The 11,200-nt window shown below is 65.5% G+C and carries 11 protein-coding genes and 2 pseudogenes; 8 read left to right on the forward strand and 5 right to left on the reverse strand.

What is annotated here, in order from left to right; all coding sequences use genetic code 11:
* Nucleotides 1-1,642: 1,642 nt before the first annotated feature.
* The gene (locus tag JOZ76_RS23635; RefSeq protein ID WP_291702432.1) at nucleotides 1,643-1,891 is read right to left on the reverse strand and encodes a hypothetical protein; all 249 of its coding nucleotides are present in this window, start codon (nucleotides 1,889-1,891) and stop codon (nucleotides 1,643-1,645) included.
* A gap of 26 nt (nucleotides 1,892-1,917) precedes the next feature.
* Between JOZ76_RS23635 and JOZ76_RS23640 the strand changes: the two genes are divergently transcribed.
* A complete protein-coding gene (locus tag JOZ76_RS23640) occupies nucleotides 1,918-2,097 on the forward strand; it encodes a hypothetical protein (protein ID WP_291702434.1) in 180 nt (59 codons plus the stop codon).
* A 172-nt stretch (nucleotides 2,098-2,269) separates the two neighbouring features.
* Here JOZ76_RS23640 and JOZ76_RS23645 read toward each other — a convergent pair whose 3' ends face one another.
* Nucleotides 2,270-2,998 carry an SDR family oxidoreductase gene (locus JOZ76_RS23645; RefSeq protein WP_291702436.1) on the reverse strand — a complete coding sequence of 243 codons (729 nt, stop codon included), beginning with the start codon at nucleotides 2,996-2,998 and terminating at the stop codon, nucleotides 2,270-2,272.
* Nucleotides 2,999-3,127: 129 nt separating this feature from the next.
* Between JOZ76_RS23645 and JOZ76_RS23650 the strand changes: the two are divergent.
* From JOZ76_RS23650 to JOZ76_RS23660, 3 genes and pseudogenes are all read left to right on the forward strand, one after another.
* Nucleotides 3,128-3,875 (forward strand): annotated as a pseudogene (locus tag JOZ76_RS23650) (M15 family metallopeptidase).
* 217 nt (nucleotides 3,876-4,092) lie between these two features.
* A complete protein-coding gene (locus JOZ76_RS23655; protein WP_291702438.1) occupies nucleotides 4,093-5,736 on the forward strand; it encodes an acyl-CoA dehydrogenase family protein in 1,644 nt (547 codons plus the stop codon).
* A 136-nt stretch (nucleotides 5,737-5,872) separates the two neighbouring features.
* Complete coding sequence (locus JOZ76_RS23660) at nucleotides 5,873-6,649, forward strand: CPBP family intramembrane glutamic endopeptidase (RefSeq protein WP_291702440.1); 777 nt, start codon at nucleotides 5,873-5,875, stop codon at nucleotides 6,647-6,649.
* A 5-nt stretch (nucleotides 6,650-6,654) separates the two neighbouring features.
* Here JOZ76_RS23660 and JOZ76_RS23665 read toward each other — a convergent pair whose 3' ends face one another.
* The 3 genes from JOZ76_RS23665 to JOZ76_RS23675 all read right to left on the reverse strand — a co-directional run bounded on the left by JOZ76_RS23665 (nucleotide 6,655) and on the right by JOZ76_RS23675 (nucleotide 9,029).
* Nucleotides 6,655-7,578 (reverse strand): AEC family transporter, encoded by a 924-nt coding sequence (locus tag JOZ76_RS23665; protein ID WP_291702441.1) that lies wholly within the window; start codon nucleotides 7,576-7,578, stop codon nucleotides 6,655-6,657.
* Nucleotides 7,575-8,063 carry a Holliday junction resolvase RuvX gene (gene ruvX / locus JOZ76_RS23670; RefSeq protein ID WP_291702443.1) on the reverse strand — a complete coding sequence of 163 codons (489 nt, stop codon included), beginning with the start codon at nucleotides 8,061-8,063 and terminating at the stop codon, nucleotides 7,575-7,577. Before ruvX ends, JOZ76_RS23665 begins: the two co-directional genes overlap by 4 nt.
* Nucleotides 8,064-8,138: 75 nt before the next feature.
* Entirely contained in the window at nucleotides 8,139-9,029 is an 891-nt protein-coding gene (locus tag JOZ76_RS23675; RefSeq protein WP_291702445.1) for a LysR family transcriptional regulator, read from the reverse strand.
* A 164-nt stretch (nucleotides 9,030-9,193) separates the two neighbouring features.
* Between JOZ76_RS23675 and JOZ76_RS23680 the strand changes: the two genes are divergently transcribed.
* The 4 genes and pseudogenes from JOZ76_RS23680 to JOZ76_RS23695 all read left to right on the forward strand — a co-directional run.
* The gene (locus tag JOZ76_RS23680; RefSeq protein WP_291702447.1) at nucleotides 9,194-10,273 is read left to right on the forward strand and encodes an NAD(P)H-dependent flavin oxidoreductase; all 1,080 of its coding nucleotides are present in this window, start codon (nucleotides 9,194-9,196) and stop codon (nucleotides 10,271-10,273) included.
* A 220-nt stretch (nucleotides 10,274-10,493) separates the two neighbouring features.
* Entirely contained in the window at nucleotides 10,494-10,781 is a 288-nt protein-coding gene (gene gatC, locus JOZ76_RS23685; protein WP_291702449.1) for an Asp-tRNA(Asn)/Glu-tRNA(Gln) amidotransferase subunit GatC, read from the forward strand.
* A gap of 20 nt (nucleotides 10,782-10,801) precedes the next feature.
* Complete coding sequence (locus JOZ76_RS23690) at nucleotides 10,802-11,014, forward strand: hypothetical protein (protein WP_291702450.1); 213 nt, start codon at nucleotides 10,802-10,804, stop codon at nucleotides 11,012-11,014.
* Nucleotides 11,011-11,200: pseudogene (locus tag JOZ76_RS23695) on the forward strand (Asp-tRNA(Asn)/Glu-tRNA(Gln) amidotransferase subunit GatA); the annotation flags it as partial. The gene JOZ76_RS23690 and the pseudogene JOZ76_RS23695, both read left to right, overlap by 4 nt.

Raw genomic sequence — 11,200 nt, forward strand, 5'->3', positions numbered from 1 at the left:
CTCGCCCCGCAACAGGCGGTCGTCCCAGCGACCCCAGCCGCGCCCGTGTTGATCGCTTCTTTCGAATGCCCACCGCAACCTCCGCATCTGAAGTGTTGCGACGACCTGTTGAGCCCAAGTCCGGCATTCCCTGCGCGATGGTGTTACGGCTTATAGCGTGCTCTCCCCGGGAACCGGACCGGGAACCGGGCTTTCTTGCCCCTTCGTCAGCAGCGTTCGTCACGCCAGCGACTTGACCTCAGCGTCGGAAGGCCAGGACCACACGCCTTTTGCCGTCCGCGTTCACGGCGCTCGTCTGGCGCCGTGATCGCGTCCATCGCATCCCCGCCTCACGTTCGGTGATGATTGGCCAAAACGCCCTCTGCAATCGAGGCGGGACGGGCGAAGTATTTTCTGATTTTCGGAATTTGTCAAGAGGTTTTGCGAGGCGGTGCTGGAGCCAGCAGTTCGGCCTTGAAACGTTTCACGAATTCCGATTTTCAGCGCATTCGATTTTTGCGCCTTGGAATCGCGCGAGCAGGGCCCTATCGGCAAAATCGAACTGATTTGCCCGACGCTGTCGGGCCAATCAGTTGCGTAGCGCGGATGAGCGAAGCGACGTCCGCGTCACCGTTCTTCCGCGTGTCGCTGCGATCGTGCGGGCTACTTGCTGCCGAGTGGGAGCGGCGGATCACGCCGTCGCTCATCCGCCCGACCGCTATGAAATCGGGCCGCCAATGAGCTCTGTCAGTATGCCCCGGCGAGATTGCTCTCCGGATCGGCCTATCGTTAACATTTCCTGACTGCAATTATCCGGAAAATTGTACCCCAGGGATTGAAGCAACTTTAGATTTTGCCCGGCAAATTACGGGGCTAGGCTCAGGAACTCATCCCGCAAGTTTGACGACGAGGCACAGCCCTATGAAGGCGAGGCTCTCGTGCTTTTTCGTGGTCGTGGCCACGGCGATCGAGTGCGGCATCATCGCGATCGGCATAGCCCTCGCGATCATCGCCTTGGTGAACGGCTTTGGCGACGGACCTTGGCCAGCGCTTTGCTCATTCGACGCCCCATTCAAATGAAGCTGGCGTAGCCCGGATCAGCGAAGCGGCATCCGGGTACAATTCTCCCGCATGTCGCTGCGCTCATGCGGGCGGCCTGCTGCCAGTTCGGCCCCATCGAGCCGCGCCGGCTTGCGCGCATAGCCCGGCGCGAGCTTCCGCCTTCGCGTCGCGCGTCCCACCTGCTTCCGCCCTTCGCGCTTCTGGCGGCGGACAAACCGGCAGGCCCGTCGCTTTGCCGCTACTGCCGGAGGTCTGGATCATCGGCGGCGGTGGGGCGTGTCGGGGATTCCAATACAGGTGGTCGTTCCGTCTGTCTCGCGAGCCGCAACACTGCACGGCCGCGCCGGGACCGGGCGCAGCGGCACGTCGTCTGCTCGCGCCTGGGGGTTCGCGGCGCCCTGCATCTGCCGCGGCGGCGTGGGCTGTACGGCAGTCGGGCTTTCCCGGTTCGAGCCGTCGGCTGGCGCGGCGCCGCCGGGAAGGTCGCGGGCCGGCGCGGCACCGGTGGTCTGACCGCCCTGGCCACCGAAGGCTCCTCCCGTCGTGATCGTGGTGGTAGGGATTTCCGGAGCCTTGACTCTCGATCGGCCGCCCCCGGCATTCAAGGCCGGATTGCCGGTTCCAGCGGCTCCATTGCCCGCCGGACGGCTGGAGCCTGGCAATCCACCTCCCACAGGTCCCGCAGGGGTGGCTCCGCCAACCGCTCCCGCCGGCGCTCCGCCGCCCACCGCAGCACTGCCCATGCCGGCTGCACCGACCCCGGCGCCAGCACCGCCACCAGCACCAGCACCAGCACCACCAGCACCACTGCCGCCAGCACCAGCACCACCGCCACCGCCAGCGAACGCATATCCCACCGGGAGGCCTGCGACCATCATGGCAAAGGCGAAACGTCTCGGACTGCAAATCATCATGGCACGCTCCTACGCGATCGATACGAAGAAGGCGGCCTGCGTCGGCAAACGGTACACAGCGACAAGTGCTGTCGTCCGATGCTCGCAGGCTGATGTCATTAAACGTCGGCGCCAGAGCAAAGTGCGTTTCACAGATGTGTGAGACGGGGGGCGAACTCGCCCGTGCCGTGGCCGAACTCAAGCAAGCCAGCGCAAAAAAGTCTCCTGATCGCCGTGTTGGCCGTTCGAAACGGGCAACGAGCAGGTGTAGGCTGGATGAGCGAAGCGACATCCGGGTCTTGTTCTCCCGCATGTCGCTGCGGGCATGCGGGAGCCTACAGATCGAAATTGGTCGGCAGCATGACGACGTCGCGGATGGTCATGCCGCGCGGCCGCGTCAGCATGAACATGACGACCTCAGCCACTTCACTCGGCTCCAGAAGACTTCCCTGGTCCCTTGCTTCCTTCAGCTTTTCGGCCGGCCAGTCCTTCAGCAGCGCTGTCACGACGGGGCCGGGCGAGATCGAACCGACGCGGATGCCGTGCTTGAACACCTGGCGTCGCACCGTCTGGACGAAGCAGTTGATCGCCCATTTGGACGAGGCGTAGACCGGCTCCCAGGGCGTCGGAAAGTGGGCCGCGAGCGAACTCGTGATGATGATGTCGCCGGTCCGGCGCGCGATCATGTGCGGCAGCACATCGTGCACGTTCTTCATCACGACATTGACGTTCAGGTTCAGCATCCGGTCGATCGCCGCGCTGTCGGCATCGACCAGGTCGCCGCCGATATACGTCCCCGCATTGGCATGCAGGATGTCGAGCTGGCCGGCCTTGTCCAGGATTTTGGGCAGCAGCCTCGCGCAGTCGCCGGGGTCGAGCAGGTCGGACACCAGCGCCGTCGCTGTCTCGCCATGCCTCTCGCACAGCGCCTGCAATGCGGTCTCGTCGCGATCGATCATCACCACGCGCGCGCCCGCCGCCAGCATCGCCTCGCTACTGGCCAGACCGATCCCGGATGCGGCCCCGGTCACGGCGGCAATCCTGCCTTCCAATTCTCTCGCCATCGCTCTCCAACCTTGCTGGTCACCATGCCCCTGACGCACCAATATACGGCAATGGCCAACGCCGCGTCGGACAAACGACCGCTCGGGGCAAGTTAGCCGGCCGGCCGGCCATGACGTAATGGGGAGGCGATGCGAACAATTGCACTTGCGCTCGCGTGGATCAGTTTTGTCGCGCAAGCCTGCGCGCAGCCGCTGCCTGCCGATTTCGTCTATCTGCGCGACGTCGATGCCACGATCCTGCAGGACATCCGCTACGCCGGTTCCAACAATTTTGTCGGCCGTGCGCTCAAGGGCTATGCGGCGGCCGAATGCGTGGTCAGGCGCGATGTCGCCGAGCGGCTGAAGCGCATTCAGCGCCAGCTGGAGCAGGAGAACCTGTCGCTCAAAATGTTCGACTGCTACCGGCCGGCGCGCGGTGGCCGATATGTGGGCCTGGGCCCATGACGGCAAGGAGACCGCGGCGGACCGGCGCTTCAGTCCGGCGTTGGCCAAGCAGGATCTGTTCCGCCTCGGCTACATCGCAAGATATTCGGGCCATTCCACGGGGGCCGCGCTCGACCTTACGCTCGTCGACCTCAAGGCCGATAATTCGGCCGCGTTCGATGCAAAGAAAACCTATGCCGATTGCACCGCGCCCGTGGAGGCGCGTGCGCCGGAGGGCAGCATCGACATGGGGACGGGTTTTGATTGTACCGACGTCAAAGGGCACACGGCTGCGACCACGATCACGCCGGCGCAGCGGCGCTGGCGCCAAAAACTGGTCGCGGTGATGGCAAGGCAGGGCTTTGTGAACTATTTTCGCGAGTGGTGGCACTTTTCGCTGCCCGGCGGTAGCCACGTCGCCTATGATTTTCCGATTCAACCGCGGACGAAGTAGCATTTCAATGTTATGCGCTGGAACCGCGAGTCCGATTACCTCTTCCCGCGTGCGGGGAGAGGCCGCATCGCATCGTCAGATGCGATGCGGGTGAGGGGGACTCTCCACGAGCGCAGGTCTTGGAGACTCCCCCTCATCCCAGCCCTCTCCCCGCAAGCGGGGAGCGGGGGCTCGAGCGCCGTTGTTGCGCCGAAAGTGCTCTTTGCAGGGATCTTCGATGACCAGGTCTTCATTCGCAACGCACGAGGTCTTCAACCAGTCGCCACCGTTCGAGGATGTCGACCTTTACGCGCTCGACCGGCCGCTGCAAGACGCCGTCGCCGCCAATGGCGGCGCGGCGGCCGAAACTGAACTCAGCGTCTTCGGGCGCCACTTCGGATCGGCCGCGATGGCGGCGCGCGGCCGGCTCGCCAACGAGAACACGCCAAAGCTGAAAACCTTCGATGCCCGCGGCAACCGCCGCGACGAGGTCGAGTACCATCCGGCCTATCACGAGCTGATGGCGCATTCTGCGCATGAAGGCGTGCACAACTCCACCTGGACGGCCGATGGCCAGCCGGCCGGCGGCGCGGCGGAAGTTTTACGCGCAGCGAGATTCTACATGGCGGCGCAGGTCGAGACCGGCCATCTCTGCCCTATCACCATGACGCGCGCCGCGGTCGCCACCCTCGCGGCCGAGCCTTCACTACTCGCGAAAACCATGCCGGTGATTTTTACGCGCAGCTATGATCCGAGCTTTGCGCCGTGGTGGACCAAGCGCGGCATGACGCTCGGCATGGGCATGACCGAGAAGCAGGGCGGCACCGACGTGCGCGCCAACTTGAGCCGGGCCGAGCGCGACGGCGATGCCTGGCGCATCACGGGCCATAAATGGTTCATGTCGGCACCGATGTGCGACGCGTTCCTGGTGCTGGCGCAGGCGCAAGCGGGGCTCACCTGCTTCTTCATGCCGCGCTTTGCGCCTGATGGATCGGTCAACGCGCTGAACTTCCAGCGGCTGAAGGACAAGCTCGGCAATCGCTCCAATGCGTCGTCCGAGGTGGAGTTTGCAGGCGCCTACGCGGAGCGTGTCGGCGAGGAGGGCAAGGGCATCCGCACCATCATCCAGATGGTGCAGCTGACGCGGCAGGATTGCGCGATCGCCTCCGCCGGCCTGATGCGATCCGGCCTCGCGCATGCGCTGCATCACGCCCGGCACCGCAGCGTGTTCCAAAGACATCTCGCCGACCAGCCGCTGATGCAGGCGGTGCTCGCCGACATGGCGCTGCAGGTCGAGGCGGCGATCGCGCTGGTGATGCGGCTCTGCCGCGCCTTCGACCGCATGGCTGAGGATCAGCAGGAGGCGGCGTATATGCGCCTGCTGACGCCGGCGATAAAATACTGGGTCTGCAAGAGCGCGCCCGGCTTCCTCTACGAGGCGATGGAGTGTCTCGGCGGCAACGGCTATGTCGAGGAGGGAATTTTGGCGCGGCATTATCGCGAGGCGCCGGTCAACGCGATCTGGGAGGGATCGGGCAACGTGATGTGCCTCGACGTGCTGCGGGCGCTGGCGCGCGAGACCGAGGCCGCCATGGCGATCCTGCAAAACCTGGCCGCAGAGACCAGGGGATTGCCGGGCGTGTCCGGGACGGTCGCCTTGCTCGCAAAATCCTTCCGCCGCAGCGACAGCGAACGCGTGGCGCGCCTTGCGGTGGAGCGGCTTGCGCTGCTCACGGCCTGCGCCGCACTTAAGGCGGTTTCGCCAAGATCGGCGGAACTGTTCGCCGCGAGCCGCCTTGCCTCCGATCACGGCAGTCTGTATGGCGCTGTCGAGTTCGGCATTGCCGATACTCGCGCGCTGCTCGAACGCGCACTGCCTTGACATCCACCCTCGTCATGCCCGGCCTTGTGCCGGGCATCCACGTCTTCCTTTCCTACGGCTCCCAAAGCCGTGGATGGCCGGGACAAGCCCGGCCGTGACGAGTTAACAGAGTTGTTGCTAATCGAAAGCCAACCGCATGGACCAGCTCAGCCCCGAACATCCCCCGGTCACCATGACGCCTGCGCCGCATCGGCGCAGGCTCTGGGGATTCTGGGGCACGCTGCTGTGGGGATTCTTCGTCTTTGCGGCCATGTTCATCGGCCAGTTGGCGGTCATCGCCTACCTGATCCTGATGCAGGAGGGGCCGTTCGATGCCGGCGCGGCGACCCGCCTCGTCGGCAGCGGCCTGACGATTTCGCTCTCGGTGATGGCGGGACTGCCGGCCATGCTGGCCGCACTGTGGCTCGCCATCCGCCTGACCTCGACGCCGTTCGGCGACTATCTCGCCCTGCGCCGTCCCCGGTGGAAGCCGACGCTGCTGGGCGCCGTCGGACTTGCCGTCATCGCCGGCGGATGGGACCTGGTGTCGCGCGCGACGGGGCGGGAGATCGCGCCCGGCTTCATGACCGATGTCTTCAAGTCGGCAGAGGCGAGCGGCACGGTGTGGCTGTTGGTGGTCGCCTTCTGCGTCGCGGCGCCGATCGCCGAAGAACTGTTTGCGCGCGGCTTTCTCTATCGCGGCTGGTCGGAGACGGCGCTGAGACCGGTCGGCGCCATCCTGCTGTCGTCGGCGGCCTGGACCGCGGTGCACCTGCAATACGAATGGTACTTCTTCGGCGAGATTTTTTCGATCGGCGTCTGGCTCGGATATCTGCGCCATCGCTTCCATTCGATCTGGGTGACGATCATCGTTCATGGCCTGAACAATTTTGCGGCCGTGCTCCAGACCATGTGGCTCGCCGGCCAATCGTAAGGCCGTCACGCCACCAGCGCGATCGCGACCGGCATGGTGATCGCGGCCAGAATCGTCTGCAGTGTGATGATCTGGGCCAGCAGCGGCGCATCGCCGCCCATCTGCCGCGCCAGCACATAGGCGCTGGAAGAGGCGGGGATCGCCGAGCAGGCCGTGACGATGACGAGATTTTGGCCGTTCAGGCCGAACCAGAGCGCCAGCGCGATGCCGAGCACGGGCATCAGGATCAGCTTTAAAAATACGCCGATCGCGGCGGCGATGTTCGGACGCAAAAGCCCTTCGAGATGCAGGCCGGCGCCGGTCACCAAAAGGCCGATCGCAAGGGATGAGCGGCCGAGGGCATCCGCCACCTCATGCCAGAGTTTTGGCAAAGGCAGATGCAGCAGGTTGATGGCGAGCCCGATCGCGCAGGCAGAGATCAGCGGGTTCTTGACCATGGTCATGACGATGGTCGCGAGCGATTTCTTTTCCGGCGAGGCGTAGTGGACCAGCACGGCGACGCTGAACACGTTGACCAGCGGAATGATCGCAACCATCGCGACCGACGCCAGCGCCAGCCCGGTGTCACCAAACAGATTGCCGGACACCGCGAGCGCGACATAGGTCTGCCAGCGCGTGGCGCCCTGAAAAATCGAGCTGAAGGCGGGACCGTCGATGGCAAGCCGCGCCAAGGCCGGGCGCAAGGCCAGGCAGAGCAGGGACATTACGAGCGCCGACACGAACAGCGCGCCGCCAACGCCCGCAACCGGCACCTTGGACAGGTCCGCTTTCAACAGCGTCTGGATCAACAGCATCGGAAACAGCACGTAATACGTCAGCCGCTCCAGCCCGTGCCATTGCGTCTCGAGCCGCATCAGGCTGCGCTTCAAAATTGCGCCGAGCACGATCAGGATGAAGACCGGCGCCAGCGCTGCGATCACGATGGTCATGGTGCCGCGGCCCCGCCCAGCCGTGCAAGCCGGTCGAGCGCGCCCTGCAGGATGAACATTGCGGCATGCTCGTCGATCACCTCGGCGCGCCGGGCGCGGCTGACGTCCATGCCGATCAGCTCGCGCTCGGCCGCGGCGGTGGAGAGCCGCTCGTCCCACAGGCCGACGGCAAGCTCGGTGAGGCCGGAGAGGTTTCGCGCAAAAGCGCGGGTCGACTGCGCGCGCGGCCCCTCGCTGCCGTCCATGTTGATCGGCAGCCCGAGCACGAAGCCAACAGCCTTGCGTTCGGCCGCGATCGCGAGCAGACGGGCGGCATCAGCCTTGAACGCCTTGCGCCTGATCGTTTCGACGCCGGCAGCCAGCCTGCGATCGGGATCGGACGCGGCCACGCCGATGGTTTTGGTGCCGAGATCGAGCCCGATCAGCGCGCCGCGCCGGGGCCAATGCGCAGCAGCATCGATCAGGGGGAGAACGGGGGCGGGCATGGCTTCGCGCATAACATGCGACGGAGCGAACACGCAAAGGGCCGGGCCTGCGCGCCAGCGGCGCGACAAAGGCCGTCAGGCGGCGATATCCGCATCTTTTCCGTCGAGGCAGGCGGTAAAACCAGCCAGCGCGCTATACTGATGCGCGGCGCGGCGGTGGATGAACAGCGTCTCGACCCGCGCCTGCGACGGCTTTAGCGTGTGGACGCTGACGCTGTCCGCAAGCTCGCTGCGCTCGACCACCGCGCGCGGCAGCAGCGCGACGCCCATGCCGGCTGCGACGCAGCCGATCATGCCGTCCAGTGTGCCGAGCTCGCAGCGCGCCGCCGAGGGCCAGCCGAATTCGGTCAAGAGCTGCTCCAGGCGATGGCGATAGGTGCAGCCGATGCGGAACACCAGCGCGGTGGGTCCGGATTCCGGCGTGCCGGAACGCAAAGCGCCCAGGCTGTCGAAACGGCGAGCCGTGATCAGCACCAGCTCTTCGCGGAACGCAATCAGCGCATCGAGTTCGGCATGTTCGATCGGGCCGGCGACGAAGGCGCCGTCGAGCGTGCCGTCGAGCACTGAGGTGACGAGGTCCGCGGTCGGCGCCGTACGGAGGCTAAGATCGACGGCCGGGAAACGGCGGTGGAAACCCGCAAGCAGCGCCGGCAGGCGCACCGCAGCCGTCGTCTCCATCGAACCGATCATGAGCGGTCCCTTCGGCTGCCCGTCGTCGCGCGCGGCCAGCAGCGCTTCGCGCGATAAGGCCGCCATCCGCTGCGCGTACGGCAGCAGACGCCGGCCGGCGCCGGTCAGCGTCATGCCGCGGCTGTGCCGCTCGAACAGCGCGGTGCCGATTTCGGCCTCCAGCGCCTTGATGCGCTGCGTGACATTGGACTGCACCGTGTTGAGCGCTTCGGCAGCGCGGGTGATGCCGCCGGTGCGCGCCACGGTCGCAAAGGTCAGGAGGTCGTTCAGCTCCACGGGCTCGGTCCGTTTCAATTTTGTGATGCCAGAGTTCTCAAGTAATCATTTCCAGAGAATGCTAGCCTGGCCTAGTCTCGGCGTCCAGCGCAGCGAGAATGCAGATGCCGCTGACCGGCGCTAGGCCGCTGCAGCGCATTGATGCGTCAACCAGAGATAAAGCCATGTGGCCGGATCGCCGAATTATCGACCTGTTCAAAATCGAAGCTCCCATTCTGCTGGCACCGATGGCGGGCGTGATCGATGCCGAGATCGCCATCGCCGTGGCCGAAGGCGGCGGGCTCGCCTCCATCCCCTGCGCCATGATCTCGGCGGACAAGGCGCGCGAGCAGGTCAACATTTTTCGCCAGCGCGTCCGGGCGCCGATCAACCTGAACTTCTTCTGCCACGAGGCCGTCGAGGCCGATCCGGCGTGGGAAGCGGTCTGGCGGCAACGCCTCGCGCCTTATTATCGCGAACTCGGGCTCGACCCGGACGCGCCGATCAATGCCGCCAACCGTGCGCCGTTCGATGCCGCGTTCTGCGAGGTGGTCGAGGAGCTGAGGCCAGAAGTGGTCAGCTTTCATTTCGGCCTGCCGGACGCGCCGCTGCTCAAGCGTGTCAAGGCGACCGGTGCGATCGTGATATCGTCGGCCACGATCGTCAGGGAAGCGGCCTGGCTCGAAAACAACGGCGCCGACATCATCATCGCGCAGGGCGCCGAGGCCGGCGGCCATCGCGGCATGTTCCTGACCGACAATCTGGCCGAACAGCCCGGCACTTTCGCGCTGGTGCCACAGGTGGTCGATGCAGTGAAAGTCCCGGTGATCGCGGCGGGCGGCATTGCGGATGGACGCGGCATCGCCGCTGCCTTCGCGCTGGGCGCATCGGGCGTGCAGATCGGCAGCGCCTATCTGCGCTGCCCGGAGTCGAAGGTCTCGACGCCAGCGCGTGCGGCGCTGGCGCAGGCCGGCGATGATTCCACCGTGATCACCAACGTCATGACGGGCCGGCCGGCGCGCGGCGTCGGCAACCGCGCGATGCGCGAGCTCGGGCCGATCTCCCAGGATGCGCCGGCCTTTCCGCATGCCGCAACCGCGCTCGGACCATTGAAGCACGCCGCCGAAAAGCAGGGCCGGGTGGATTTCACCAATCTCTGGGCCGGCCAGGCGATCGGATTGGGCCGCGACATGCCGGCCGCCGAGCTGACGCTGGCACTCGCGGCGGACGCGCAAGACCGGTTGCGCCGGCTCGCCGGCGGCTAATTGCGGCTCAAAACGGGGCTTTATTCCCTCATCCTGAGGAGCGCGCCTCTTGGCGCGCGTCTCGAAGGATGAGGCCCGACTCCGGCCTCATGGTTCGAGACGCCGCGCAGGAGCGCGGCTCCTCACCATGAGGGTTTGGCCGCGTGGTAGAGCAGCTAGTTGCGGCGCAAAACCGGCCTCTGCTATACCCCAGACTAAACGCCAGCCGAGGCCCTATATAATGTCTGTCGATGAAGCCACCGTCCGCCGGATCGCGCATCTGGCGCGGATCGCCGTCAGGGATGACGAGGTTCCGCCGCTGCAGGGCGAGTTGAATGCGATGCTCGCCTTCGTCGAGCAGCTGTCGGAGGTCAATGTCGATGGCGTCGAGCCCATGACCTCGGTGACGCCGATGGCGATGAAGAAACGCACCGACGTGGTCGATGACGGCGCCATCGCCGACGACATCGTGAAGAACGCGCCGGCGACCGAGAACCATTTCTTCCTGGTGCCGAAGGTCGTGGAATAAGGTCTGGATGCGAGGCGTCGATGTGTCTGCTCTGCGACGATGAAAAGGCCTATCAGGCCTATATGAACTATCTCGACGCGATGGAACGGCAAGGCAAGAACGCCGATCCAAATAAGGCCATCGACGTCGTGCTCGACCAGCTCGAGGCGGCCGACAAGGCACGTGCCCTCAAGGACGACCCGGCGTGTGACAAGACCCTGTCTCCCTTCTTCTGCAGCCCGATCAATAAATGACCGATCTGATATCGCTGACGCTTGCCGAGGCCCGTGACGGCCTCGCGAAAAAGTCGTTTACGTCGCTCGAGCTGACCGACGCCCATCTTGCGGCGATCGAGGCGGCGCGCGCGCTCAACGCCTTCGTGCTGGAGACGCCGGATCATGCACGCGCCATGGCGCGCGCGGCCGATGCCGGCCTTGCCA

The organism is Bradyrhizobium sp. (genome assembly GCF_019244115.1).
Taxonomy (GTDB): Bacteria; Pseudomonadota; Alphaproteobacteria; order Rhizobiales; family Xanthobacteraceae; genus Bradyrhizobium.